The sequence below is a fragment of the Starkeya sp. ORNL1 genome, from assembly GCF_012971745.1.
Taxonomy (GTDB): domain Bacteria; phylum Pseudomonadota; class Alphaproteobacteria; order Rhizobiales; family Xanthobacteraceae; genus Ancylobacter.
In genome coordinates this window covers 5,214,631-5,241,320 of the sequence record NZ_CP048834.1, presented here as the reverse complement: position 1 = coordinate 5,241,320, position 26,690 = coordinate 5,214,631, and the positions used below count along the sequence as shown (strand labels likewise).

The 26,690-nt window shown below is 66.1% G+C and carries 24 protein-coding genes; 13 read left to right on the top strand and 11 right to left on the bottom strand.

Annotated elements, in window-relative coordinates; all coding sequences use genetic code 11:
* Positions 1-333 precede the first annotated feature (333 nt).
* Positions 334-1,890, top strand: a complete 1,557-nt coding sequence (locus tag G3545_RS24690; protein ID WP_170016640.1) for a hypothetical protein — start codon at positions 334-336, stop codon at positions 1,888-1,890.
* An 84-nt stretch (positions 1,891-1,974) separates the two neighbouring features.
* On the opposite strand, the gene G3545_RS24685 is transcribed toward G3545_RS24690, so the two are convergent.
* Complete coding sequence (locus G3545_RS24685) at positions 1,975-2,793, bottom strand: IclR family transcriptional regulator C-terminal domain-containing protein (protein ID WP_170016638.1); 819 nt, start codon at positions 2,791-2,793, stop codon at positions 1,975-1,977.
* Positions 2,794-3,143: 350 nt separating this feature from the next.
* On the opposite strand from G3545_RS24685, the gene gcl reads away from it, so the two are divergent.
* The 7 genes from gcl to sucD all read left to right on the top strand — a co-directional run bounded on the left by gcl (position 3,144) and on the right by sucD (position 11,308).
* Complete coding sequence (gcl, locus tag G3545_RS24680) at positions 3,144-4,910, top strand: glyoxylate carboligase (protein WP_170016636.1); 1,767 nt, start codon at positions 3,144-3,146, stop codon at positions 4,908-4,910.
* Between the two features lie 137 nt (positions 4,911-5,047).
* A complete protein-coding gene (gene hyi / locus G3545_RS24675; RefSeq protein ID WP_170016634.1) occupies positions 5,048-5,833 on the top strand; it encodes a hydroxypyruvate isomerase in 786 nt (261 codons plus the stop codon).
* A gap of 162 nt (positions 5,834-5,995) precedes the next feature.
* Positions 5,996-6,886, top strand: a complete 891-nt coding sequence (locus G3545_RS24670; protein ID WP_170016632.1) for a 2-hydroxy-3-oxopropionate reductase — start codon at positions 5,996-5,998, stop codon at positions 6,884-6,886.
* 368 nt (positions 6,887-7,254) lie between these two features.
* Complete coding sequence (locus G3545_RS24665) at positions 7,255-8,232, top strand: 2-dehydropantoate 2-reductase (RefSeq protein ID WP_170016630.1); 978 nt, start codon at positions 7,255-7,257, stop codon at positions 8,230-8,232.
* Positions 8,233-8,251: 19 nt separating this feature from the next.
* A complete protein-coding gene (locus G3545_RS24660) occupies positions 8,252-9,025 on the top strand; it encodes a fumarylacetoacetate hydrolase family protein (protein WP_170016628.1) in 774 nt (257 codons plus the stop codon).
* Positions 9,026-9,212: 187 nt separating this feature from the next.
* Positions 9,213-10,412: an ADP-forming succinate--CoA ligase subunit beta gene (gene sucC, locus G3545_RS24655; protein WP_170016626.1), complete on the top strand. Its 1,200-nt coding sequence runs from the start codon at positions 9,213-9,215 to the stop codon at positions 10,410-10,412.
* Positions 10,412-11,308 (top strand): succinate--CoA ligase subunit alpha, encoded by an 897-nt coding sequence (gene sucD, locus G3545_RS24650; RefSeq protein ID WP_170016624.1) that lies wholly within the window; start codon positions 10,412-10,414, stop codon positions 11,306-11,308. The genes sucC and sucD overlap by 1 nt, the downstream gene beginning before the upstream one ends.
* 186 nt (positions 11,309-11,494) lie before the next feature.
* On the opposite strand, the gene G3545_RS29945 is transcribed toward sucD, so the two are convergent.
* The 3 genes from G3545_RS29945 to G3545_RS24640 form a co-directional block, all read right to left on the bottom strand.
* Positions 11,495-11,623 carry a hypothetical protein gene (locus G3545_RS29945; RefSeq protein WP_281411688.1) on the bottom strand — a complete coding sequence of 43 codons (129 nt, stop codon included), beginning with the start codon at positions 11,621-11,623 and terminating at the stop codon, positions 11,495-11,497.
* Positions 11,624-11,932: 309 nt separating this feature from the next.
* Entirely contained in the window at positions 11,933-13,369 is a 1,437-nt protein-coding gene (locus G3545_RS24645; RefSeq protein ID WP_170016622.1) for a hypothetical protein, read from the bottom strand.
* Between the two features lie 40 nt (positions 13,370-13,409).
* Positions 13,410-14,702 (bottom strand): adenylosuccinate synthase, encoded by a 1,293-nt coding sequence (locus tag G3545_RS24640; protein WP_170016620.1) that lies wholly within the window; start codon positions 14,700-14,702, stop codon positions 13,410-13,412.
* A gap of 326 nt (positions 14,703-15,028) precedes the next feature.
* On the opposite strand from G3545_RS24640, the gene G3545_RS24635 reads away from it, so the two are divergent.
* The 3 genes from G3545_RS24635 (at position 15,029) to G3545_RS24625 (ending at position 18,205) form a co-directional block, all read left to right on the top strand.
* Entirely contained in the window at positions 15,029-15,907 is an 879-nt protein-coding gene (locus tag G3545_RS24635; protein ID WP_170016618.1) for a VOC family protein, read from the top strand.
* A gap of 318 nt (positions 15,908-16,225) precedes the next feature.
* The gene (locus G3545_RS24630) at positions 16,226-17,185 is read left to right on the top strand and encodes a transposase (protein ID WP_170010893.1); all 960 of its coding nucleotides are present in this window, start codon (positions 16,226-16,228) and stop codon (positions 17,183-17,185) included.
* 99 nt (positions 17,186-17,284) lie between these two features.
* Positions 17,285-18,205, top strand: coding sequence for a DMT family transporter (locus G3545_RS24625; protein WP_170016616.1), 921 nt, complete (start codon positions 17,285-17,287; stop codon positions 18,203-18,205).
* Here the strand turns inward: G3545_RS24625 and G3545_RS24620 are convergent.
* On the bottom strand, positions 18,183-19,022 hold the full coding sequence (locus tag G3545_RS24620) for a GNAT family N-acetyltransferase (RefSeq protein WP_170016614.1): 840 nt from the start codon (positions 19,020-19,022) through the stop codon (positions 18,183-18,185). The genes G3545_RS24625 and G3545_RS24620 overlap by 23 nt on opposite strands.
* Before the next feature lie 35 nt (positions 19,023-19,057).
* On the opposite strand from G3545_RS24620, the gene G3545_RS24615 reads away from it, so the two are divergent.
* A complete protein-coding gene (locus G3545_RS24615; RefSeq protein ID WP_246702559.1) occupies positions 19,058-19,501 on the top strand; it encodes an ion channel in 444 nt (147 codons plus the stop codon).
* Positions 19,502-19,512: 11 nt separating this feature from the next.
* Here the strand turns inward: G3545_RS24615 and G3545_RS24610 are convergent, their stop codons facing one another.
* Both G3545_RS24610 and puuE read right to left on the bottom strand, forming a co-directional pair.
* On the bottom strand, positions 19,513-19,887 hold the full coding sequence (locus tag G3545_RS24610) for an MliC family protein (protein WP_170016611.1): 375 nt from the start codon (positions 19,885-19,887) through the stop codon (positions 19,513-19,515).
* A 23-nt stretch (positions 19,888-19,910) separates the two neighbouring features.
* Positions 19,911-20,828, bottom strand: coding sequence for an allantoinase PuuE (gene puuE, locus G3545_RS24605; RefSeq protein ID WP_170016609.1), 918 nt, complete (start codon positions 20,826-20,828; stop codon positions 19,911-19,913).
* Positions 20,829-21,095: 267 nt separating this feature from the next.
* Between puuE and eda the strand changes: the two genes are divergently transcribed.
* Positions 21,096-21,743, top strand: a complete 648-nt coding sequence (gene eda, locus G3545_RS24600) for a bifunctional 4-hydroxy-2-oxoglutarate aldolase/2-dehydro-3-deoxy-phosphogluconate aldolase (RefSeq protein ID WP_170016607.1) — start codon at positions 21,096-21,098, stop codon at positions 21,741-21,743.
* Between the two features lie 205 nt (positions 21,744-21,948).
* Here eda and serA read toward each other — a convergent pair whose 3' ends face one another.
* The 4 genes from serA to G3545_RS24580 form a co-directional block, all read right to left on the bottom strand.
* A complete protein-coding gene (gene serA, locus G3545_RS24595; protein WP_170016605.1) occupies positions 21,949-23,535 on the bottom strand; it encodes a phosphoglycerate dehydrogenase in 1,587 nt (528 codons plus the stop codon).
* A gap of 188 nt (positions 23,536-23,723) precedes the next feature.
* The gene (locus tag G3545_RS24590) at positions 23,724-24,899 is read right to left on the bottom strand and encodes a phosphoserine transaminase (protein WP_170016603.1); all 1,176 of its coding nucleotides are present in this window, start codon (positions 24,897-24,899) and stop codon (positions 23,724-23,726) included.
* A gap of 93 nt (positions 24,900-24,992) precedes the next feature.
* A complete protein-coding gene (locus tag G3545_RS24585) occupies positions 24,993-25,703 on the bottom strand; it encodes an outer membrane protein (protein WP_170016601.1) in 711 nt (236 codons plus the stop codon).
* 172 nt (positions 25,704-25,875) lie between these two features.
* Complete coding sequence (locus G3545_RS24580) at positions 25,876-26,664, bottom strand: outer membrane beta-barrel protein (protein WP_170016599.1); 789 nt, start codon at positions 26,662-26,664, stop codon at positions 25,876-25,878.
* Between the last annotated feature and the right edge of the window lie 26 nt (positions 26,665-26,690).

Genomic DNA, 26,690 nt, shown 5'->3' with positions numbered 1-26,690 from the left:
GCCGCGCCGGCACCAAGTCTCATGACGTTCGGTTCCTCCTAGGCGACTGCCGGCGCTTCACTGCGCCGGCAATTTTTTTGGGCGGGTGCAAGCGGAAGTCCTCCTGCTTGAGCATCCTTCGAGGCCCGGCTTTGCCGGGCACCTCAGAATGACGTCGCCTTCAGAAAGGACCACGTCACCCTGAGGTGCGAGCGCAGCGAGCCTCGAAGGATGCTCAAGCCGAGCGACGTCCCGATACCCGCGCGTTTCCCTGATCGCCGAAGCACTTTCTTCAGCCAACGGTGCTAGCGCTCGTCCACCGACAGCAAAACACTCGGCCAGGAGAACGAGGCGATGGCGACGACGCCCAGGCGAACGCACGTCCTCCCCTTCCTCGCCGGCCTGGTCGTTCTCGCTCTCTTGTGGTCGCTCACCGTTCAACTGCGCCGCGACCAGTTCGACGCCACGGTCGGCGCGCAGAATCTGGAAGCCACCTATCACGCGCTGCTGACGGTGACCGCGCTCGGTGAGAGCCCGCCGTCGCATCATTGGCTGCTGCCGACGGTCAGCCTCGGCCGGCCGGGCGACAAGGGCATTCCCTGGGGCGGCACCATCCCGACCGCGACCGGCGACTATGTCTATACCAGCTTCCAGCCCGCCGGCTTCCTCGCCCCCTATCTGACCTTCAAGCTGCTCGGCATCGCGCCGAGCGTTGAGAACCTCGCTCTGTTCAGCGCCAGCGTCGGGCTCGTCAGCTCATTGCTGCTGTTCGCCTTGCTGTACCGGTTGCTGGTCTATGCCGGCCGCGACCCATGGCTGGCCGCGACTGCTGCCGCCGCCGGATGCATCATCGGCCTGTTCAGCCGCGAAGCGCTGCAATCCTTCGGCGTGATCTATTGGGTGCATGAGCTCTACCAGCCGGTGCTCATCGTCTCGCTCTATGCCTGCTTCCGCTACCTCAAAGCCGAGCCGGCCGGCACGTGCGGCGCCTGGTTCGTCATCCTCATGGCGTTCGTCGGCCCGATGGTCGAATGGACCGCCTATGTGTTCAATGCCGGCCTCGTGCTGCTGCTGTGGTTCGCGGTCGACGAGCGCACAGCCTCGCGCCGCCTCGCGATCCGCATCGTGGTCGCGACCATGCTGGCCGGCCTCATCACCGTGCTGCATTTCAGCCTCGCCGCAGGCTTGCTGCCGACCCTGATGGCTTTCGCGCGGCGCTTCTTCAATCGCAGCGCCATGGCGTCGGGACAGGCCGGCAATCCCTTCGCGGAGTATGCGCTGTCCTACGGCCTGTTCCTGGTTGTGATCGCCGCACTGTTGCTGGTGCTGCTGCTGTGGCATCGCACCCACCGCCCCATCGCGAAACGCGAGCGCGTGCTGCTGCTGGTTTTCGCCCTCGCCGCGATCCCGCTCGCCGAGAACCTGCTGCTGCTCCAGCACGCCATGCAGTTCTCGTTCGACCGGCTGAAATTCATCATCCCCTCCGCCTTCATCATCGCCTTCGGATTTGCGGCGGCGCGGTTCTGGCTACGGGCGGCGATCGCGCTCGGCCTCGTCGTCGCGTCGATGCAGGGCTATCGGGCCTATCGCCACGACATCGATGCCCGCTCGGCCTGGATCGCCGCGGACACCGCCAACCGCGCGCTAGCGGGCGAGGTCGCGCGCGTCATCGATCCCGGCTGTGCCGTGCTGGTTTCCTCGCTCAAGGTGCGCGGCTATGCCAACCTGCTGTTCCACCGCGGCATCCATGAGCAACTGAGCCTGACCGACCTGCCCGGCCTCATCGAGGTGAGCCGTGGCTGCGGCGGCGTTTTCCTCGATGGCGAGGAAGCCTTCGTCGACCTGCCGCGCTACACAAGCGCAACCATCATCCGCGCCGACGGCACCACGACCAGGATCGAAGCGCCCTAGATTCGATAGCTTGGAGCATGTTCTCATCGCAAAAGTCTTCCAACTTTTGCGGAACATGCTCTGAGGCAACTGAAGCCGCCTGCCCTACCGCCCTGAATAGAGCATGGTCAGCCGCCGCGCCGCGGCGCCGACGCGCGCGCCGAGGTCGGTGATGCGCTCCGGCGGCATGCGCACCGTCGGCGCGGAAATGGAGAGCGCGCCCACCGGCTCGCGCCATTCGTCGAGCACCGCGGCGGCGACGCAGCGCATGCCCGGCGTGTGCTCCTCGTCATCGATCGAATAGCCGCGCTCGGCGATGGTGGTGAGCTCGGTCTGCAGCGCGCGCCGGCTCACATGGGTGTGCTCGGTGAAGCGCGGCAGCGAGTCATTGCCGAGCCACGCGCGGCGTGCCTCGGCATTCATCGCGGCGAGGATCGCCTTGCCGCCGCCCGAGGCGTGGATCGGCAAGGTGCCGCCGATGCGGAAGAAGGCGCGCACCGCCGCATGGCTTTCCATCTGCGCCACGCAGATGAGCTGCGGCCCATCGATCAGCGACAGGTTCACCGTCTCGTCCACCGCATGCGAGAGTTCGCGGATCAGCGTGCGGGCGATCTCCGGCAGCTTGCGGATGCGCAAATAGGTCGAGCCGATTCGGAACAGCCCGAGCCCCACCATCCAGTGCCCGCTCGCCGGCTCGTGGCCGACCAGCCCGCGCCGCTCCAGCGTCGTCAAAAGCCGGTGAACCGTCGAAGTCGGCAATTCGGCGCGCCGCGCCACCTCGCTCAGCGTCATGCCGTCGGACAGCGCCAGCACTTCCAGCAGCGCAATGGCGCGGTCCAGCGACTGCACCTCGCCGCCGGTTTCCGTGCTGCCGGCGTTTGCAGGACGGCCGCGGCGGCGGATCGTCGTCACGACGTCTGTCATCGAATTTCCATCCAAAGCTTCCCGGCGCGCACAGCCCGTGCCGGCACCGTCTTATAGGCTTTGCAGCATAAAGCCGCATCCGTCTTTTTTCTGCAAATTAGAAATCAATCCCGTATTGCGGAAATAGGACCGGCATGCGATGGTCCCGCCGGTTTCGGAAAACGTCGGCGATCCCGCCCGGCGCCGGCCCCGGCAGCGTCCCTGTAGCGCCCGGCCGCACCGAAGCCGCGATGATTGCTAACGCGCCAGGCTTGGGTAACCCGCACTTCTCCTTCGCAAGCGCCGTCCGCACCCGCCGACGGCCGGAAGCCGCGGGGAACCACACGACAAGGCGACGAGGAGGACTGGCCATGGCCAAGATGCGTGCCGTCGATGCTGCGATAAGGGTTCTGGAAAAGGAAGGCGTCACCACTGCCTTCGGCGTGCCCGGCGCCGCGATCAATCCGCTCTATTCCGCCATGCGCGCCCACGGCAAGACGCGCCATATCCTCGCCCGCCACGTCGAGGCCGCCTCGCACATGGCCGAGGGCTACACCCGCGCCAAGGCGGGCAATATCGGCGTGTGCATCGGTACCTCCGGCCCGGCCGGCACCGACATGATCACCGGCCTCTATTCGGCCGCCGCGGATTCGATCCCGATCCTGTGCATCACCGGCCAGGCTCCGCGCGCGCGACTCTATAAGGAAGACTTCCAGGCCATCGACATCGAATCGATCGCCAAGCCGGTCGCCAAGTGGGCGGTGATGGTGCGCGAGCCGGCGCTGGTGCCGATGGTGTTCCAGCAGGCGTTCCACGTCATGCGCTCCGGCCGTCCGGGCCCGGTGCTGATCGACCTGCCGATCGACGTCCAGCTCGCCGAGATCGAGTTCGACGAGGACACCTACGAGCCGCTCGCCGTCTACAAGCCGAAGGCCACGCGCAAGCAGGCCGAGAAGGCGATCGCCATGCTGAACGCGGCCGAGCGCCCGCTCATCGTCTCCGGCGGCGGCGTCATCAATGCGGATGCTTCCGACAAGCTGGTCGAGTTCGCCGAGCTGACCGGCGTTCCGGTCATCCCGACCTTGATGGGCTGGGGCACCATTGCCGACGACCACGACCTGATGGCCGGCATGTGCGGCCTGCAGACCTCGCACCGCTATGGCAATGCGACGCTGCTGGCCTCGGACTTCGTGTTCGGCATCGGCAATCGCTGGGCCAACCGCCACACCGGCTCGGTCGAGGTCTATACCAAGGGCCGCAAGTTCATCCATGTCGACATCGAACCGACCCAGATCGGCCGCGTGTTCGGGCCGGATCTCGGCATCGTCTCCGATGCCGGCGCGGCGCTCGACCTCTTCATCGAGGTGGCGAAGGAATACAAGGCCGCCGGCAAGCTGCAGAACCGCAGTGCCTGGGCCGGCGAGTGCCTCGACCGCAAGAAGACCATGCTGCGCAAGAGCCACTTCGACAACGTCCCGCTGAAGCCGCAGCGCGTCTATGAAGAGATGAACGAGGCGTTCGGGCGCAACACCCGCTACGTCTCCACCATCGGCCTGTCGCAGATCGCCGGTGCGCAGTTCCTCAAGGTCTATGAGCCGCGCAACTGGATCAATTGCGGCCAGGCCGGCCCGCTCGGCTGGACGCTGCCGGCCGCGCTCGGCGTGCGCGCCGCCGATCCCGATGCCGAGATCGTCGCGCTCTCCGGCGACTATGACTTCCAGTTCCTCATCGAGGAGCTCGCGGTCGGCGCGCAGCACAAGCTGCCCTACCTCCATGTCGTCGTGAACAACTCCTATCTCGGCCTGATCCGTCAGGCGCAGCGCGGCTTCAACATGGACTTCGAAGTCTCGCTCGCCTTCGACAACATCAATGCCGAAGAGAATGCCGGCTATGGTGTCGACCATGTCGCGGTCGCCGAGGGCCTCGGCTGCAAGGCGGTGCGGGTCTCCTCGCCGAACGAGTTCAAGGACGCCTTCGTCCGCGCCAAGGCGCTGATGGAAGAGCACCAGGTGCCGGTGGTGATGGAGTTCATCCTGGAACGCGTCACCAATATCGCGATGGGCGCCGAGATCGACGCCGTCAACGAGTTCGAGGAAGTGCTCGACATTCCGCTGGAAAGCGTCAAGGAAACGGCGTGAGGCATAAGGGGCGCTTTTCCGTCGCGTGACGTCATGCGTACGACGGATACGTGCTCCAGCCTTCAAGTCCGGGGCGTGTTCCACGGGACACGCCCCGCTAGCACCAGCTTTTCCCGGGTTCCTTTCAGGAGCGGTTCATGCCAAGTTTCGCCGCCAATCTCACCATGCTGTTCAACGAGGTGCCCTTCCTCGATCGTTTCGAGAAGGCCGCCGCTGCCGGTTTTGCCGGCGTCGAGTATCTCTTCCCCTATGATTTCGCCGTCGAGGATCTCGTCGCCAAGCTGAAGGCCAATGGCCTGAAGCAGGTGCTGCACAATCTGCCGGCCGGCAATTGGGGCGCCGGCGAGCGCGGCATCGCGATCTTCCCGGACCGCGTCGAGGAATTCCGCGCCGGCGTCGACAAGGCGATCACCTACGCGACCGCGCTCGGCTGCCCGCAGGTGAACATCCTCGCCGGCGTCGTTCCCGCCGGCGCCGACAAGGCCGAACTGCACAAGACCTTCGTCGAGAACCTGAAGTACGCCGCGCCCCGCATCAAGGATGCCGGCCTGAAGCTGCTGATCGAGCCGATCAATGTCCGCGACATTCCCGGCTTCTTCCTGAACTACACGAAGCAGGCCAAGGACATCATCGCCGAGGTCGGCTCCGACAACCTCTTCATCCAGTACGACATCTACCACATGCAGATCATGGAGGGCGATCTCGCCCGCACCATCGAGGCCAACCTCGCCCAGATCGCGCATATCCAGCTCGCCGATAATCCGGGCCGCAACGAGCCGGGCACCGGCGAGATCAATTACGAATTCCTGTTCCGCCATCTCGACGCCATCGGCTATGCCGGGTGGGTCGGCTGCGAATACAAGCCCAAGGGCGAAACCACGGCCGGCCTCGGCTGGCTGAAGACGCTCGGCGCCGCAGCCTGAACCGCTGCGCCGGATAAAAAAACCTGTCGCGAGCATGATGCCGAAAAGTGCGAAGCGGTTTTCGGGCGACATCATGCTCACGCTTTATAAAATCAATCACGTTCATGGATTTGGATCGAGCCGATCCAAATCCATCGTGATCTAGGAAAACGAGGAACAACGATGGCAAAGGTCGGATTCGTCGGTCTCGGCATCATGGGCAACCCCATGGCCGGTCACCTCATCGACGCGGGCCACGAGCTCTATCTCTATGACATCCGCCCGGTCCCGGCCGAGCTGACCGGCAAGGGCGGCGTCGCCTGCGCCAGCGGCACGGAAGTGGCGAAGAACGCCGACATCATCATCACCATGGTGCCGGACACCCCCCATGTCGCGGCCGCGCTGTTCGGTGAGGGCGGCGTCGCCGCCGGCCTTACCGCAGGCAAGATCGTCGTCGACATGAGCTCGATCGCCCCGGTCGAGACCAAGGAGTTCGCGAAAAAGATCAACGAGCTCGGCTGCGACTATCTCGACGCCCCGGTCTCCGGCGGCGAGGTCGGCGCCAAGGCCGCTTCGCTCACCATCATGGTCGGCGGCCCGGAAGGCGCCTTCGAGACGGTGAAGCCGCTGTTCGAGAAGATGGGCAAGAACATCACCCTGGTCGGCGGCAATGGCGATGGCCAGACCACCAAGGTGGCGAACCAGATCATCGTCGCGCTGAACATCCTCGCGGTCAGCGAAGCGCTGCTGTTCGCCTCCAAGGCGGGCGCCGATCCGGCCAAGGTGCGTCAGGCGCTGATGGGCGGCTTCGCCAATTCGCGCATCCTCGAAGTGCATGGCGAACGCATCGTGAAGCGCACCTTCGCGCCCGGCTTCCGCATCGAGCTGCACCAGAAGGACCTGAACCTCGCTTTGTCCGGCGCGCGCCAGCTGCAGCTTTCGCTGCCCGCCACCGCGGTCGCCCAGCAGCTGTTCTCCTCGGTCGCAGCCCATGGCGGCGCTGCGCTCGACCACTCCGCGCTGGTCAAGGCGCTCGAGCTGCTCGCCAACCACACCGTGGCGCCAGACGCGTGATAATGAATTCAGATTCCCGCACCGTTTCTCCCGCCTTCGCGGCGAGGACCAGTGCGGTGCAGCAATAAGACGACCCGCCCCGGCAGTGGAGCCCCACTGCCGGGGTAGTCATTTGATGGTGGCGGCGAACAATTGTTCTGGCCTTTACACCGTGGACACGCCGGCCTTTACAGACTTAACTTGACCACGCGGTGCCGACTGCACGTTTCATCGTTGACAGGGCAAGCAATCGAGCCGCGACGTATTATCACGGCAGCGTCATCTCGCTTGACACATGCCGAATTCTGCCCAATCATGGCATACAAAATACCAAACTAAGGGTGATCTGTCGCCAAGGGGCCGGTGACGGACACGCAGGAGGGAGCACCATGAAGGTTTGCATCTACGGTGCCGGCGCGATCGGCGGCTATGTCGGGGTTCAGCTCAAGCGGGCTGGCGTGGACGTCAGCCTGGTGGCGCGCGGCGCCCATCTCGAAGCCATGAAGGCCAATGGCCTCAAGCTGCTGATCGAGGACGAGGAGCGCGTCGAGCATATTCCCTGCTCCGACAACCCGGCCGATCTCGGCCCGCAGGATTACGTCATCGTCGCGCTCAAGGCGCACTCGGTGCCGGGCGTGGTCGACGCCATGCAGCCGCTGCTCGGCAATGACACCGCCATCGTCACTGCGGTGAACGGCGTTCCGTACTGGTACTATTACAAGCACGGCGACCAACTCGAGAACCGCACGCTGGAGAGCATCGATCCCGGCGCCAAGCAGTGGAACGGCCTGCGCCCCGAGCGCGCCATCGGCTGCATCGTCTATCCGGCGACCGAAGTGGTCGCGCCGGGCGTCATCAAGCACGTCTATGGCGACAAGTTCCCGCTCGGCGAGCCGTCCGGCGAGGTCACCGATCGCGTCACCAAGCTGTCCGAGGCGTTCGCTGCCGGCGGCCTGCGCGCCCCGGTGCTGCCGAACATCCGCGACGAGCTGTGGCTGAAGCTGTGGGGCAATCTCTGCTTCAACCCGATCAGCGCGCTGACCCATGCGACGCTCGATACCATCGCCTCCGATCCCGGCACCCGCGCCATCGCCAAGGCGATGATGCTGGAAGCGCAGGAGATCGCCATACAGTCCGGCGTCAATTTCCGCGTCAGCGTGGAGCGCCGCATCGACGGTGCCGGCGCGGTCGGGGCGCACAAGACCTCGATGCTGCAGGATCTCGAGCGCTCGCGCGCCATGGAGATCGACCCGCTCGTCACCGTGGTGCAGGAGATGGGGCGCCTTGCCGGCATCCCGACCCCGACCATCGACACCGTGCTCGCTCTCGTGCGTCAGCGCGCGCAGATCGCCGGCTGCTACAACTGACATTCGGCGGGACGCACAGATGGCGCATTGGGTTCGCTTCACCCGCACGGGCGCGGCCGGTTTCGGCACGCTCGACGGCGACAACATTTCCATCCACGCCGGCGACATGTTCGACGGCTCGCAGCCGACCGGCGAGCAGGTTGCCCTCGCCGAGGTCGAGCTGCTGGCGCCGGCCCAGCCGAGCAAGATCATCGCGCTGTGGAACAACTTCCACGCGCTCGCCGCCAAGCTGAACTCGCCGGTGCCAGCCGATCCGCTCTATCTGCTGAAGGCCGGCTCCTGCCTCACCACCCCTGGCGCCACCGTGCACCGGCCGGCTTCCTATGGCGGCAAGGTGGTCTATGAGGGCGAGCTCGGCATCGTCATCGGCAAGGCGGCGACCAATGTCTCCGAGGAAGAGGCCGAAGGCTGCATTTTCGGCTACACCTGCGTGAACGACATCACCGCCGCCGACATCATCAACAAGGATCCGACCTTCGCCCAATGGGTGCGGGCGAAGAGCTTCGACGGCTTCGGACCCTTCGGCCCGGTGATCGCCACCGATATCGATCCGTCGGCGCTGTTGGTGCGCACCGTGCTCAATGGCGAAGAGCGCCAGCGCTACCCGATCAGCGACATGGTGTTCTCGGCGCGCCAGCTGGTCAGCCGCATCTCGCACGACATGACGCTGCTGCCCGGCGACGTCATTTGCTGCGGCACGTCGATCGGTGTCGGCTCGATGAAAGAGCCTTCAAATACGGTCGACATAATCATCGAGGGCATCGGCACCCTCAGCAATACTTTTGTGCAGTAGCGAGTAGCGCAGTCGCACTGCAGCGCGCTATAGGGAAGAACGCGCCGTATCCCGGCAGCGGGCGGTCCGGAGCTTTGCTCTGGATTCGATAAGCTTGAGCACGTTCTGTTCGCAAAAGTCTCAAAGCTTTTGCAGGACATGCTCAAGCTCGCCCATGCCGCCCAGGCGTTTCGGAGGAGCGGGTTTAATGAATATCCACGAATATCAGGCCAAGGGGGTGCTCCGCGAGTTCGGAGTACCGGTGCCGGGCGGCGTCGCCATTACCGACGCGTCCGAAGCGGATGCAGCAGCGGCGAAGATCGCCGGTCCGGTGTGGGTGGTGAAGAGCCAGATCCACGCCGGCGGCCGCGGCAAGGGCAAGTTCAAGGAAGCTGATGCCGGCGAGAAGGGCGGCGTGCGCGTCGTCAAGTCCGCCGCGGAAGCCGCCGCCAACGCCAGGCAGATCCTCGGCAAGACGCTGGTGACGATCCAGACCGGCCCGGCCGGCAAGCAGGTCAACCGCGTCTATATCGAGGAAGGCTCCGACATCGACAAGGAGTTCTACCTCTCCGCTCTCGTCGATCGCGCCACCTCGCGCGTCTCCTTCGTGGTTTCCACCGAAGGCGGCATGGACATCGAGGAAGTCGCGCATTCGGCGCCTGAAAAGATCCATACCTTCTCCGTCGATCCCGCCACCGGCGTCATGCCGCACCATGGCCGCACCGTCGCGCAGGCACTCGGCCTCACCGGCGACCTCGCCAAGCAGGCCGGCTCGCTGGTCGAGAAGCTCTTTGCCGCCTTCGTCGGCAAGGACATGGCGATGCTCGAGATCAATCCCCTCGTCGTCACCAAGGGCGGCGAGCTGATATGCCTCGACGCCAAGATCTCCTTCGATTCCAACTCGCTCTACCGCCACCCGGACGTTCTGGCGCTGCGCGACGAGACCGAAGAGGACGCCAAGGAAATCGAGGCCTCCAAGTACGACCTCGCTTATATCGCGCTCGACGGCACCATCGGCTGCATGGTCAACGGCGCCGGCCTCGCCATGGCGACGCTGGACATCATCAAGCTCTATGGCGAGTCCCCGGCGAACTTCCTGGACGTCGGCGGCGGCGCCACCGAGGAGAAGGTCACCGCGGCCTTCAAGATCATCACCGCCGACCCGCAGGTGAAGGGCATCCTCGTCAACATCTTCGGCGGCATCATGAAGTGCGACGTCATCGCCCGCGGCGTGCTTGCCGCGGTGAAGGCGGTCGGCCTGCAGGTCCCGCTGGTGGTGCGCCTCGAAGGCACCAATGTCGAGGAAGGCAAGACGATCATCCGCGAGAGCGGGCTGAACGTCATTCCGGCGGACGATCTCGACGACGCCGCCCAGAAGATCGTCAAGTCCGTGAAGGAGGCCGCGTGATGTCCATCCTCATCAATAAAGACACCAAGATCATCACCCAGGGCTTCACCGGCAAGAATGGCACCTTCCACTCCGAGCAGGCCCTGGCCTATGGCTCGAAGGTGGTCGGCGGCACTTCGCCGGGCAAGGGTGGCAGCACCCATCTCGGCCTGCCGGTGTTCGACACCGTCGCCGAGGCGCGCGACAAGACCGGCGCCGATGCCTCGGTGGTCTATGTGCCGCCGCCGGGCGCAGCCGACGCCATCTGCGAGGCGATCGCCGCGGAGATCCCGCTGATCGTCTGCATCACCGAGGGCATTCCGGTGCTCGACATGGTGAAGGTGCGCCGCGCGCTGGACGGTTCCAAGTCCCGCCTGATCGGGCCGAACTGCCCCGGCATCGTCACCGCGGGCGAATCCAAGATCGGCATCATGCCGGCCAACATCTTCAAGCGCGGCTCGGTGGGCATCGTCTCGCGCTCCGGCACGCTGACCTATGAGGCGGTGTTCCAGACCTCGCAGGAAGGCCTCGGCCAGACCACCGCGGTCGGCATCGGCGGCGACCCGGTGAAGGGCACCGAGTTCATCGACGTGCTTGAGCTGTTTCTTGCCGATGACGAGACCCACTCGATCGTCATGATCGGCGAGATCGGCGGCTCCGCCGAGGAAGACGCCGCGCAGTTCCTGCGCGACGAGGCCAAGCGCGGCCGCAAGAAGCCGATGGTCGGCTTCATCGCCGGCCGCACCGCTCCTCCCGGCCGCCGCATGGGCCATGCCGGCGCCATCATCTCCGGTGGCAAGGGCGGCGCCGAGGACAAGATCGCGGCGATGGAAGCGGCGGGCATCACCGTCTCCCCCTCCCCGGCCCGCCTCGGCAAGACCCTGGTCGAAGTGCTGAACAAGCGCGCCGCGGCCTGAGCTTCCGGCACGACCAATAAAAACGCCCCGCGCTTCGCAGCGCGGGGCGTTTTGTCTTTTGCGGGTCCACTCGAGCGTCATCCCGGCCGTAGCGAAGCGCAGAGCCGGGGTCGTAAGAAGGTGAAGAACGTTCTCACGATCCCGGATACGGCCTGGCAGCCATTCCGGGATGACGAGCGAGGTATCTCAAACCGGGAAGGCTTCCGACGGCAGCGAGACGATCGATTCATCGCTCAGGGTGTGAACAAGGATCATCGTCATCCACGCATGGGCAACGACGAGCGCCGGCAGAACGGGAAAAACCGTCTGTAACATGCGTGGGCTCCAATCGATTGGCTTCTATTGCGCTGCAACATAGAAGGGTCGATCGGTTCGTGGTATACCAGATACGTTATACCAGACGTGCGCAGGGCGCATGTCCCTGCCAGCGAACAGAGGGACGCTCGGTTTCAGTATCCTTCGAGGCTCGCTACGCTCGCACCTCAGGATGACGTGGTGCTTATGGATGAACGTCATCCCGAGGTGCCCGGCAAAGCCGGAACTCGAAGGATGCTCAAACCGAACTACGGCAATGCTCAAGCAAAACCAGAGCGCCGCTCAAGCAGCGCTACGCGGGTGCTGCGACTACTGCTGCGCCGGCTGGTCTTGCGGCACCGGCAGGCCCCAGGCGGTGTAGGCCTGGCGGAACACCTGGTCGCCCGGCACGCCCTTTTCCAGCGCCAAAATGCCCCGGCGTCCATTGCTGAACACCATCGGCAGGTCGAGCCAGTTGCGGGTGATGAGCAGGCCGAGATTGCGTTGGCGATCCGCCTCCTGCGCGGAGAGGCCCACCAGGAAGAAGCCCGGCGTCACGCGGACGGCGAGACCGATGAGCGGCAGGCCCTGTGCCGATTCCGATGCCTTGGCGCGCATGCCGGGGACATTGGCGACATTGCCGAGATCGAAGTTCGGCGGCAGGTCGAATGTGATCTCGATGATGTGCGAGGCGGGCAGGCTCGCGTCCTGGTTGCGGCGTATGGTGAAATCGACCTTGAACTGGCGATCCGGGATCTCCACCGTGGCGTGAATGCCGAGATCCGGCGGCAAGCCGTTGCCCGGACTATAGGTTTCGGTCTTCCACACCACATTGCCGACGAACTGCTGCAAGCTCTGCTGCCCGCCGCCGGGATTCTCCTCGAACAGCACCGCGCGCTGCGCCACCATGGCTTGCGGGCCGCCCGATATCGTCGCCTGCGGCGTGGTGCGGCGCGCCGTGTCCGCCGCCTGATTGATGCGGTCGGTGGATTTCGGCACTTCCGGGGTCGCCGGCTTCGCCGCTTCCTGCTGCGGGGCCGCGGATGTGCCGGCCCGCATGTCGCGGATCAAGGCGATGATGTGCTCGCGCTGCGTATAGCCAAGCGCGCCAGCGCCTGCGACCACCGCCAATATGACGAGCAGCAGCACCAGCCGGCCCCAGCGGCCGCCGCCGCCGGAGACGGGTTCGTCATCCGCGACGTGACGTACCGGCGGTCTGGGACGGGCGCTCTCGCGCGTGGCGGGACGTTGCTCCGCCCGCATCTCTTCGCCGCGCGGCGGCGCGGCCGGCGCCTCGCTCGGGCGCCCTCGGCCTTCGCCGCGCGGCGCCAGCCCGGAACGGATCATGCCTGGCACCGGCTCGGCAGGCGCGCCGTGAGATGATTCGGTGTCCGGCGGCGCAGACGGGCCGGGACGCGCCGCGCCGTGGGGCGGCTCCGGCCGCTCCACCGTCGGACGCTCGGGTGGCAATCTTTCAGGTGGCGATCTTTCAGGCGGCAACCGCTCCGGCTGTGCCACGGCGCCCACCCGAGTCCCGCCGGCGGCAGCCGCCGCCATCGCGGAATATTCGGACTCGATACGACGCACCGCTTCCTCGAGCGCCAGGCGCTCGCGGGTCACCTCTTCGTCCGGCAGCGGCGGATCGGCGCCGCGCAGCTGGGCGAGCAGGGCCGAGCGGGCCCGCTCATAGACGGTGCGACGCGCCTCCCCGGTATTCTCGGGGAGCCCGGAGATCGCGCGCGCCAGCAGCGGGTAATAGTCGGCCATTACGCTTCGGTGTCACACCAGATCGGCGCTACAGCGCCGTTCAAGGTTCGAATGGGTTCTGCACGAGGATGGTGTCCTCGCGCTCGGGGCTGGTGGAGAGGAGAGCGACCGGACAGCCGATCAGTTCCTCGATGCGACGCACATATTTCACTGCCTCGCCCGGCAAGTCGACCCACGAACGCGCACCCGCGCTCGATTCCGACCAGCCTTTCAACGTTTCGTACACGGGTTCGACGCGCGCCTGCGCATCCTGCCCAGCCGGCAGGTAGTCGATCTCCTGCCCGTCGAGCCGGTAGCGGGTGCACACCTTGATGGTGTCGAAGCCATCCAGCACGTCAAGCTTGGTAAGCGCGATACCGTTGATACCGGAGGTGCGCACCGTCTGGCGCACCAGCACGGCGTCGAACCAGCCGCAGCGGCGGGCGCGACCGGTCACGGTGCCGAACTCGTGGCCGCGCTCGCCGAGCTTGCGGCCGGTATCGTCGAACAGTTCGGTCGGGAACGGCCCCTCGCCGACCCGGGTGGTGTAGGCCTTGGTGATGCCGAGCACATAGTCGATCGCACCCGGGCCGAGGCCGGAGCCGGTCGCCGCCTGCGCCGCCACCGTGTTGGACGAGGTGACGAAGGGGTAGGTACCGTGATCGACATCGAGCAGCGCACCCTGGGCACCCTCGAACAGAATCTTGGCGCCGCGACGGCGCTCATCGTCGAGCAGCGACCAGACGCGGTCCATATAGGGCAGCACCTGCGGCGCCAGCGCCAGCAACTCGTCGCGCAGCGCGGCGCCGTCGATCTCGTCGAGCGAAAGCCCGCGGCGCAGCGCATTGTGATGTGCCAATAGCCGCTCGATCTTGTCGTCGAGCGTTGCCGGGTAAGCGAGGTCCATCAGGCGGATGGCACGCCGGCCGACCTTGTCCTCATAGGCCGGGCCGATGCCGCGCTTGGTGGTGCCGATTCGCGTGCCGGCGGTGGCGTTCTCGCGTATGGCGTCGAGTTCGCGGTGCAGCGGCAGGATCAGCGCGACATTCTCGGCGACGCGCAGGCGCTCCGGATTCACCTCGACGCCTTGGGCGGAGATGCGGGCGATCTCGTCGATCAGCGCCTGCGGGTCGAGCACCACGCCATTGCCGATCACCGACAGCTTGGCGCCGCGCACCAGCCCGGACGGCAGCAGTGACAGCTTATAGGTGTTGTTGCCGACCACCAGAGTATGGCCGGCATTGTGTCCACCCTGGAATCGAACGACGACGTCAGCCTGCTCGCTGAGCCAGTCGACGATCTTGCCCTTCCCCTCGTCGCCCCACTGGGAGCCGACGACGACCACGTTCGCCACGCGCAACGCTCCTGATATCCGTGTGCGGCCCGGCATTTGCGTCGTGCCGGGGATAGGAACAGCTCCCGGCGAAGCAAGCGGGCCGGAGCCGGACCCCTCTTAAGCGATGCATATCGGCGAGGCAAGGAAATCGCTCCGGGTGCAATCGATACGTCTGCTGTTTTGCACTGTACCAAGGTAGGTCGCGGCGCCCTGGCGGGCGCGCCGGCGAATACACTGTATTGCGTCGGCGCAAGCAGAGTTGCCTTGCCAGATAGGCGGCGTTGCACGACATCTTGATGTGCCGGGCCGGAAATGGATGGCCGGAACCCTGATGGACATTTTTCATGGACACGCTCGCCACATCTGCCTCCGCCACCCTTCCCGCGGCTCTCGCGCTCGGCGCGGTACGTTTGCGGGTGCGTGATGCCGCCCGCACCGCGTCGTTCTATCGCGATGTGGTCGGGCTTAGTGCTCTCGGTGAGGAAGGCGGCGTCGTGCGCCTCGGCGTCGGCGACCGCGTTCTTGTCGAACTGGTCGAGTCGCCGAACGCGCCGGAGCGTCCGCGCGGCAGTACCGGCCTGTTCCATCTTGCCATATTGGTGCCGGACCGCCCGGCGCTGGCGGTGGTGCTGCGCCGCCTGGTGGCGCGCGGCGTCCGGCTCGGCGCCTCCGACCATATCGTCAGCGAGGCGCTCTATATCGATGATCCGGAGGGCAACGGCATCGAGATCTATCGCGACCGGCCCCGCGCCGAATGGCGCTGGCAGGGCGGCACCGTGGAGATGGCGACCGCGCAACTCGACCTGCGCTCGGTGCTGGCCGACCTGCCGGAAGGCGCTGGCCTCGAGGATCCAATGCCGGCGGCCACGGTGATGGGCCATGTCCATCTGAAGGTCGGCGACCTCGCCGCGGCGCGGCGATTCTATGTCGAGCGGCTCGGCTTCGCGGTGACGACCGACCGCTATCCCGGCGCGTTGTTCGTCTCGGCCGGCGGCTATCACCACCATCTCGGCCTGAATATCTGGGAAAGCCGCGGCCGCGGTCCCGCACCGGAAGGCGCGCTCGGGCTGGCGCACTACACCGTGGTGCTGCCGGATGCCGCTGCGGTCGGGGCGGTGCGGGCAAAGCTTGAAGGTGCGGGCGAGACGGTGCGCGGGATCGAGGGCGGCTTCACGGCCGCCGATCCCTGGGGGATCGAGGCGCGCGTAGTGGCGTCTGCCTGATTATCCCGGGCGTCATCCCGGCCGGAGGCGCAGCCGAAGAGCCGGGATCGCGCGAAGTCCCGCACAACACCTTCTTGCGATCCCGGATCGGCCTGCGGCCGTCCGGGATTGTCTGTTGGAGATGATGCATTGTGGTGTTGGCCGGAAGCAGATCCGGGGCCGGCCAGCCCCGGATCTGCGCCCGCCGCTGCGGCCGTTCTGGGATCGGGCGATACGCCCGTCGTCATCAAGGTCCGGCGGCGGGCCGGCTTCGTGTGCTTGTTGACTTGACTGGGCCGCGCGAGCGCGCCCGCAGACAATCCGAAGCCGAGCGAGATCATGCCTCAACCCATCCCGCCGGCCAATGCCGGCCTGCGCATCCTGGGCGCCGATGTCGCCAAGGGCAGCATCGTCTTCCATGACGACCAAACCGGCCGCAGCTGGAGCGCGGCCAACACCCCCGAGAGCCTGGGCGCGGCGCTGGCGCCCTACGCCGGCTATGACTGGCTGATTTGCGAGACCACTGGCGGCTACGAGCGCGCGCTGCTCGAGACGGCGGCCGCGGTGGGCTTGCCGGCCGCCCGCGTGGACGCCGCCCAGGCGAAGGCCTTCATCGCCTCCCATGGCGGACGCGCCAAGACCGACCGGATCGACGCCGCCTGGTTGAGCCGGTACGGCCGCGAACGCGCCGCCACCCTGACGCCCTGGCAAGTGCCCAGCCGCGAACGCGAAGCCTTCGCCGCACGGCTGCGCCATCGTCAGGATCTGCTGGCCCAGCGCACCCAGGCCAAGAACCGGCGCGGCGCTCCAGGCGCCGAACCGCTCCATCAATTGCTGGATCGGCAGATCCACTTCCTCACCAGCCAGATCGCCGAGATCGACCGCCTCATGGCCGAGCAACTCGACGCCGACCCCGACCTGGCGCGCCACGAGCAGATCCTGCGCGCCATCCCGGGCATCGGCCCGGTCGCCGCCCGCACCCTCATCGCCCTGCTGCCCGAACTCGGCCGGCTCGGCCCCAAACAGGCCGCCAGCCTCGCCGGCCTCGCTCCCCATCCCAGAGATTCCGGATCCGCCCGAAAATACCGAAGAATGACCGGCGGCCGCGCAGCCCTGCGCCCCGTGCTCTTCATGGCGGCGCTCTCCGCTGCACGCGCCCACCCAGCCTTGAGCGCCGTCTACCAGCGCCTCACCGCCGCTGGAAAACCAAAGCGCCTCGCCATCGCCGCTGTCGCGCGAAAGCTCGTCGTCATCGCCAACGCTACCCTGCGAGACGCTCAAATCCCTCAGCCAAACTGACTTGATGACGGCACGGGGCTGCGGCCTGCCCTCCCCATTGACGCCCCCTACCCCCGCGCCTAGACCGTTCGCCCGCCAATGGTGCCTTCCGGTCGTCTTATGTTCCGCCGCCTCCTCGATGCGCCCTATGTGCTGCTGACGCTGGTGCCGCTGCTGTGGGCCGGCAACATCGTGCTCGGGCGCTATGTGGTCGGCGCAGTGCCGCCGGTTGCCATCGCCTGGTTCCGCTGGACGCTGGCCTTCCTCATCCTGCTGCCGATCGCCTGGCGCGCGCTGCGCCAGGATTGGCCGGTGATCCGCCGCCATATGGGCGTGCTGACGCTGCTCTCGCTGTCCGGCATCACCCTCTACAACACGCTGTTCTATTGGGGCCTGCAATTCACCCCGGCGCTGAACGGTCTCTTGATGCAGTCGACCGCGCCGCTGCTGATCGCGCTGTGGGCGTTCGTGATTTCCGGAGAGAAGCTGCGGACGGGTCAGGCCCTCGGCATCGCCATCTCGCTCTGCGGAGTGCTCGTGATCATCTCGCGCGGCGATCTCAATGTGCTGATGCACATCCGCTTCGAGAAAGGCGACCTCTGGCTCATCGCCGCCATGATCCTCTACGCCTTCTACTCCGCGCTGCTGGCCAAGCGACCGAAGATGAGCCGGCTCGGCTTCCTCGCCTTCTCCATCGGCTGGGGCGCGGCGATGCTGACCCCGGCCTTCATCTGGGAGCGCATGGTCGGCCCCCCGCTGCATTTCGATCTGCTCACCGTGGCGTCCTTCGCCTATGTCTCGATCTTCGCCTCGGTGCTGGCCTATCTGTTCTTCAATCGCGGCATCGAGCTGGTGGGGCCTAATCGCGCGGCGCCGTTCTTTCACCTGATGCCGGTGTTCGGCTCGGCGCTCGCCATCCTGCTGCTCGGCGAGACGCCTCACCTCTATCACGCCGCCGGCTACGCGCTGGTGCTGACCGGCGTCGCCGTCGCCACCTTCGCCGGACGGCGAAGTGCCATCAGCCCAGTTCGTAGCTCGTGACGCCGTAAAGCCGATCCAACGCCACCGGACGGATCGGTCCGGTATACATGCGCGCGGTTTCGAACACCGGGGTAAGCCCGTGCCGCTCGGCGAGCCGCAGCGCCGCGCGGTTCGGCTCGGGTACATCGAGGAACAGCTCGGCGCCGGCCGCAACCGCCGCCAGCGCGACGAACATCTCCTCCGCGGCCGGCTCGTCCTCGGCGACCAGCGGACCGATCCTGAAGCCGGTGCGCGCCGGACGGATGACGCCCCATGCCGCCAGCCGCCCGTTGCGCATGAGCGCGCGGCCCTGGTGGCCCGGCGTCGCCAGCCACGCTTGCAGGAAGGCGGTGCGCGCGGCGGGGAATACCAGCGCGTCGCTCGCCTCGATCAGCGCAAACGGCACCTCGGCGAGCGGCACGCTGCGTCCGACGTCGCCCGCCGGCGCCGGCCCACTGTGCCGGATATTGCGATGGGAAAGCGTAAAGCCCTCCTTCGCGTAGTTCGCCTGCTGCGCCACGACGCCGTCAAGCCCGACCGTGCGGACACCGGCATGGGCACGCCCGGCCTGCCAGAGCCGCCAGCCTATGCCCCGCCCGCGCAGGTCCTCGCGCACGATGTAGAAGCCGAGGAAGGCGAAGCGCTCGTCATAATTGACCACCGAGATCACCGCCGCCGGCGCCCCGTCCAGTTCCGCGACGAGAAAGCCCTGCGCATCTACCGTGCCGAAGCAGGCTTCGTCGCGCAGGCCGGGATTCCAGCCCTCCTTTGCCGCCCACTCCGCCGCAAGCCGGATTTCCCCCTGTTGCAGGACGCGAATCTGTGGAAGCTCGGTCATTCGATGACACCCCGCATCGGAAATCGGAGAAGCCCATGATGATTGATGAACTCGCACTCGGCATCGCGGTGTGTCTCGTCGTGACGCTGGTTCATCTCATCGCTACCCTCATCCTGGTCGATTTCGTCGACCCTTACGAGAACAGGCTCACCAGCTATCCGCGCGCCCGGCTGATGATCGCGCTCAGCGTCGCCAGCATCGTGCTGCTCGCCGCCCATCTGCTGGAAGTCGGCGTATGGGCGATCGTCTATGACTGGAACGGCCTCGTTCAACACCGAGGAGATGCCTATTACTCCGCCTTCGTGAACTTCACCGCGCTCGGCTATGGCGACTCGCTTCAGGGCACCACCACCCGCCTGCTCGGGCCGATGGCAGCGGCCAGCGGCGTGTTGATGTTCGGCTGGTCGACGGCCCTGATGTTCCAGGTGCTGCAGCGCCACCTCCCGCACATCAGGCAGCACAAGACGCCGCAAGCCTGACCGGCCGGCGCCTACGGCGTGGACTTGCAGGAGGCTATCGGCGGCGCATTCTCGCCCTTGGTCACATCATAGAGATCGGCATTGTCGCCCTTGGTCCACCAGATGTACTGACCGCCGGCATATCGCGCGCCGGAACCGGCCATCACATTGGCGAGCACCACGAAGTCCTTCTTGAAGGCAATGGTCGCCAGCGCGATCGGCTGGGCGTTGAAATATTCCGCCTGCACCTTCAGCCCGCCATTGCAGCTATAGGCGACCTTCATCCGCTCGACCTTCTGCCCGCCCGGCAGCGGAATGGCGATGGTCGAATTCTGTCCCGCTGCAGGTCCGATGGCGATTTGCGCCGCCAGCAGGGTCGCGACAAGTGCAGTTCCGATCAGCCGCATGCCTTCCTCCCGGTATCGCCGGATCATGCCGGCTTGTGATGCTGGTGCCAGTGCCGCGCGATGTCGATGCGCCGCGGCACCCAGACGCGATCATGCGCGGCGATATGGTCGAGGAAACGCTGCAGCCCGACAATACGTCCCGGCCGGCCGACAAGCCGGCAATGCAGGCCGATGGAGAGCATCTTCGGCGCGCTCTCGCCCTCGGCATAAAGCGCATCGAAGGCGTCGCGCAGATAGGCGAAGAACTGCTCGCCGGAATTGAAGCCCTGCGCCACCGCGAACCGCATGTCGTTGGTGTCGAGCGTGTAGGGGATGGTGAGATGCGGCCCGCGCGGCCCCTCCACCCAATAAGGCAGGTCGTCGGCATAGGAATCGGAATCATAGAGGAAACCGCCCTCCTCCATGACAATGCGCTTCGAATGGGCCGAGGTGCGGCCGAGATACCAGCCGAGGGGACGCGCGCCGGTCACCTCCTCATGCAGCCGCAGCGCCGCGAGAAAGTCCTCGCGCTCGTCGTCATAGGAATGGTCGCGATAGTCGATCCATTTCAGCCCATGGCTGGCGATTTCCCAATCCGCTTCCTTCATCGCGGCGACGGCATCGGGGTTGCGGGCGAGCGCGGTGGCGACGCCATAGACCGTGACCGGCAGCTTGCGCGACGTGAACAGCCGCCATAGCCGCCAGAAGCCGGCACGCGAGCCGTACTCGTAGATCGATTCCATGTTCATGTGCCGCTGGCCGGGCCAGGCTTGGGCGCCGACGATCTCGGAGAGGAACGCCTCCGAGGCGGCGTCGCCATGCAGGATCGAATTCTCCCCGCCCTCCTCGTAATTGATGACGAACTGCACCGCGATGCGGGCCCCGCCCGGCCATTTCGGGTCCGGCGGGTTGCGGCCATAGCCGATGAGGTCGCGGGGATAGGGCGAGTCGATCTTGAACATCGGGTCACTCGAAGCGGCGTGGTCGATGAAGGCTAGAGCATGTCCCGCAAAAGTTGGAAGACTTTTGCGACCGGGACATGCTCCAGCTCATTGAAGTCAGGGCCCTATCCGCCACGATGAATCCCTCTGGGCGGATAGGGTTCTGACGGTTCTGCCTCCATGCGGAACTTTATCTCGCAACTGCGGTAAAAAACGCCACCCTGCCCCTCGACAAGCGGCCGGCCAGCGTTTCGAATGGCAGGCAACACAATCGTCCGGTGGTCCAGAATGTCGCTTCCCGATCCCAGTTTCCTGCTCGCTCGCGCGCCGGTGGTGCCTGTCGTCACCGTGCCGAGCGTTGCCGCCGCGGTGAAGCTCGCCCGTGCACTGGTGGACGGCGGCCTGCCGCTGATCGAGGTGACGTTGCGCACGCCGGTCGCACTGGAAGCCATCGCCGCCATCGCGCAGGAAGTGCCGGACGCCATTGTCGGCGCCGGCACGGTGACGCGCCCGGACCTGATCCAGAAATCGATCGATGCCGGCTCGCGCTTCCTGGTCAGCCCCGGCTGCCCGCCCGGCCTGATGGAGGCGCTCGCCGAAGCGCCGGTGCCGGTGATGCCCGGCTGCGCCACCGCGACCGAGGCGATGGCGCTCGCCGCCATGGGCTTTCCGGTGCTGAAGCTGTTCCCGGCGGAAGCGGTCGGCGGCGTGGCGCTGCTGAAATCGCTCGCCGGACCGCTGCCGGACCTGCGCTTCTGTCCGACCGGCGGCATCGGGCCGGACAATGTCGGGACTTACCTGGCTCTGCCGAACATCGTCGCGGTCGGCGGCTCCTGGGTGGCACCCAACGATGCCATCTCGGTCGGCGATTTCGCCAAGGTGACGGCGCTGGCCAAGGCGGCGTCGAAACTGCCGCGCGCGGCGTTTCCGGCGTAGAGCGCCTGCGTGCTTCGAGGCCCGGCGATGCCGGGCACCTCAGCATGACGTGGATTTTTCCGTCCCGATAAGAACCACGTCATCCTGAGGTGCGAGCAAAGCGAGCCTCGAAGGATGCTGAAGCCGAGCCGTCCGCCCCAGAAATCGAAATGGCCGGCACAAGGCCGGCCATGACGACATATTCGGACAGGACGTCGAGCCGCCCTCAGAAAACCAGCGGCCTGGCCTGCTTCACTGCCGGCAGCGCCTGCACCTTGGCGATGATCTCGGCCGGCACCGCGCCGTCGACCTCGACCAGCGCGATGGCGTCGCCGCCCTGGCGGTCGCGGCCGAGCGCGAAGGTGGCGATGTTCACGCCTGCGTCGCCCAGCAGGCTGGCGAAGCGGCCGATGAAGCCCGGCTTGTCCTCATTGGTCACATAGATCATCGACGGGCCGAACTCGGCATCGACCTTGATGCCCTTGATCTCGACAATGCGCGGGCGCCCATCGGCGAACACCGTGCCGGCGACCGAGCGTTCCATCTTGTCGGTGACGACGGTGAGCGTGACCAGGCTCTCGAAATCGCCGGTCACGTCGCGCGTCATCTCCTCGACGACGATGCCGCGCTCCTTGGCGATCGAGGGCGCCGAGACGACATTGATATCGGCCAGCGCCGGACGCAGCAGTCCAGCCACCGCCGCCGAGGTCAGCGCCTTCACCTTCAGCTCCGCCACCGCGCCCTCATAGGTGATGCGCACGGTCTTGATGTCGGTCTCGGTGAGCTGGCCGGCAAACGAGCCGAGCTTCTCGGCCAGCTCGATGAAGGGCTTCAGCTTCGGCGCCTCTTCCGCGGTGATCGAGGGGAAGTTCACCGCATTGGAAATGGCGCCGCGCAGCAGATAGTCGCTCATCTGCTCGGCGACCTGCAGCGCGACATTCTCCTGCGCCTCCGAGGTGGAGGCGCCGAGATGCGGCGTGCAGATCACGTTGGGATGGCCGAACAGCGGGTTGTCGGTCGCCGGCTCGGTGACGAACACGTCGAACGCCGCGCCCGCGACATGGCCGCTGTCGAGCGCGGCACGCAGCGCCGCCTCGTCCACCAGGCCGCCGCGCGCGCAATTGATGATGCGCACACCGGCCTTGGCCTTGGCCAGCGCCTCGGCGGAGAGGACGTTCTTGGTCTTCTCGGTCAGCGGCGTGTGCAGCGTAATGATGTCGGCGCGGGCGAGCAGGTCGTCGAGTTCGACCTTCTCGACGCCGAGGTCGAGCGCGCGCTCCGGGGAGAGGAAGGGATCATAGGCGACCACCTTCATCTTCAGGCCCAAGGCGCGATCGGCTACGATCGAGCCGATATTGCCGCAGCCGATGATGCCGAGCGTCTTGGCGGTGAGCTCGACGCCCATGAAGCGGTTCTTCTCCCACTTGCCGGCCTGGGTCGAAGCATCCGCCGCCGGTATCTCGCGGGCCAGCGCGAACATCATTGCAATGGCGTGCTCGGCGGTGGTGATGGAATTGCCGAACGGCGTGTTCATCACGATCACGCCCTTGGCGGTCGCGGCGGGGATGTCGACATTGTCGACCCCGATGCCGGCGCGGCCGATCACCTTCAGGCGCGTCGCCTGCTCCAGGATCTTCGGCGAGACCTTGGTGGCGGAGCGGATGGCGAGCCCATCATAGTCGCCGATGATCTCGGCGAGCTTGTCCTTGTCCTTGCCGAGATTCGGCTGGAAATCCACCTCGACGCCGCGATCCCTGAAGATCTGCACGGCGGCGGGGGAAAGAGCGTCGGAAATCAGAACGCGGGGTGCCATGGCAATCGGTCCGTAATGGTTGCGGTCTCCCGCCGCTGGCGGGAAGGGACGGCGAAGCGTTCGTGGGACGGGCAGCTTTTAAGCGGAGATACGCGGCTGGGAGGAGAAGCCATTCTCCGCGATCAAAAGCCGGAATGCCGGCCCCTTCGCCGTCCCCTCGCGTCAGCGGCGGGAACGAGCGTAAAGGGTCAGGCGGCCTTCTTCAGCGTCGCCTTGGCGTCGCCATAGGCCCAGTCGAGCCAGGGCAGCAGGGCCTCAACGTCGGAAGCCTCCACCGTCGAGCCGGCCCAGATGCGCAGGCCGGCCGGAGCATCGCGATACGAGCCGACATCGAGTGCAACCCCGGCCTTCTCCAGCGAGGCGGCGATCGCCTTGGCGAAGTTCGCCTGCTGGTCGGCGGGGAGCGCGGTCACTTCGGCGTCGGCGACCACGAGGCAGACGCTGGTGTTGGAGCGGGTTTCCGGCACCTTGGCGAGGAAATCGACCCAGTCGGTCTTCGCCACCCAGTCGGCCAGCACCTTGGTGTTGGCGTCGGCACGGGCCCGCAGGCCCTGCAGCCCGCCGATCGACTTCGCCCAGCCGAGCGCATCGAGATAGTCTTCGACGCACAGCATGGACGGGGTGTTGATGGTCTCGCCCTCGAACAGGCCGGCGATCAGCTTGCCGCCGCTCACCATGCGGAAGATCTTCGGCAGCGGCCACGCCGGGACATAGGTCTCGAGCCGCTCCACCGCACGCGGCGAGAGGATGAGCATGCCGTGCGCCGCCTCGCCGCCCAGCACCTTCTGCCAGGAGAAGGTGGTGACATCGAGCTTGTCGAACGGCAGGTCCTGCGCGAAGGCGGCCGAAGTGGCGTCGCAGATGGTCAGGCCAGTGCGGTCGGCGGCGATCCAGTCGCCGTTCGGCACCCGCACGCCGGAGGTGGTGCCGTTCCAGGTGAAGACCACGTCGTGGTCAGGATTCACCTGCGCGAGGTCCGGCAGGTCGCCATAGCCGGCCTTGAGGACGCGGGTGTCCTTGAGCTTCAGCTGCTTCACCACATCGGTGACCCAGCCTTCCGAGAAGCTTTCCCAGGCGAGCACATCGACCGGACGCTGGCCGAGCAGCGACCACAGCGCCATCTCGACGGCGCCGGTGTCGGACGCCGGCACCACCGCGATGCGGTAGTCGGCCGGGACTTCAAGGATTTCACGGGTAAGGTCGATGGCCCGCTTCAGCTTGGCCTTGCCGGCCTTGGCGCGGTGCGAGATGCCGAGCGGCGCGTCGCGCAGGCCATCGAGCGTCCAGCCGGGACGCTTGGTGCAGGGACCAGAAGAAAAACGGGGATTCGCCGGCTTGAGCGCCGGTTGCGCAGTAATCGTCATGATAGCCATCCTCTCAGATGGACGCCCCTCGGTGGGAAGGGGTGGCCCGTCGAGAGCGATACGCCGGAGCAAGGCCCGGCGTCAAGTGGGCTTTCAATCGATCAGGTAGCGGGCACCGATGCGCACTTCCTGGCTGCTCTGGTCGCGGACCTGGAGCTGGTTGTCGGCAGCGTCGCGGAAATCCATGTCGTCGATGGCGACATAGCGATAGCCGACGTCGATCGCCCAGTTCGGCGAGAGCGCGATGCTGGCGCCGGCCATCAGCCCCCAGGCAAAGGCCCATTGGCTGTCGAAATCGGCGGTGACGATACCGTCATTGACCCCGCTCGGGGTCACGCCCGCCGCGCCGATGCCGGCGCCGACATAGGGCGTGATACCGCTCCAGGTGCCCAGATCAAGATAGGCATTGGCAAGCAGAATCCAGCTGTCGGCGCTGCCGCTGAACGTCGTCCCGAGAGTATTTCCCGAAAAATCGGATTTGCTGCGATAGTCCGCCGTCACGTCGAAGCGCAGCCAGTCCGTCGCCTTCACGCCGAAGCCGAAGCCCGCGCTCCAGCTGTCGTCGAACGAGACGCCGCCGAGCTTGTACGGCCCCCAGGCGATGTCCTGCTCGGTGACACCCCCCACCGCGAGGCTCGGATTGTCATGCCAGACATAGCCGACGTCGCCGCGCAGGTACCAGTTGGAGCCGAATTCCTGCACCTCCGGCGGCGGCGCGAAGCCGATATCGGGCATGTCGGCGGCGAGCGCGGCACCCGGGAACAGCAGAGCGGCCAGCGCCAGGCACAGGCGAAGATCGGACATGGCTGCACCTCAACTCTTTGCGCCGCGGGCGGCAGAACGAAACCTCGAGCTACATGCTCGCCGTTTATGGTAAATATTTTGATAAACACGGCGTGGTTGCGAGATCTTCCGAAGACAAAACGGGCGCCGCACTGGCGACGCCCGTAGTCTTTTTCAGACGGTCAAGCACTGCTCAGTATTTCGACACCACGGTCCCGCCACCGAGCGCCCAGCGGAAGCCGACCTTGAGGTCGTGCGAGGTCAGGTCGTTGAAATAGAGCGGATTGTTGGGGACCGGGTTGCTGCCGTCGGGCAGCGTCGGATCGCCCGACGCCGCGTCGCCGAGATTCATGTAGCGATAGGCGAACTCGATGGTGAAGTCCGGCGTCACCCGATAGGCAAGACCGGCATAGAGCGCCCAGGCGAACTCCCATTGCGAATGGGAGCCGGCAATGCCGATGGCGCCCTCATTGTACGGGTCGATGTCGGTGAAATCGGAGATGGTGTTGCGCGAGGTGCCGATACCGGCGCCGACGAAGGGCGTGATGCCGTACCAGGTGCCGAGATCGACATAGGCGTTCACCAGGAACGTCCATTCCGACTTGTCGGCCTCATAGAAATTCTGGCCTTCATCATAGGTGTCGAAACCGCGGAAGCTCGCCTTGGAGCGATATTCGCCGGTGACGTCCATGCGGAACCAGTCATTGAACTGGTAGCCGACGCCGAGGGCGAAGAGCGGGGAAGCGTCGAAGCTCTTCTGGTGCACCTCGAAGCTGGGATTCTCGTCATACTCGATAGCGCCGAGGCTATCGACCTGCTGGTTGGTGAAACCGATGTCGCCGCGCAGGTACCAGCCGGAGGCCACCACTTCGACTTCGGGCGCCTTGTAGATCGGGGCTTCCGGCATATCGGCCGCGTGAGCTTGGCCGGCGACGGCGAGCGTGGCCATGGCGGCAAGCGCCGGGAACGCAAAGCTGCGCATGTCTCGTTCCTCTCCATTCCGGAGCG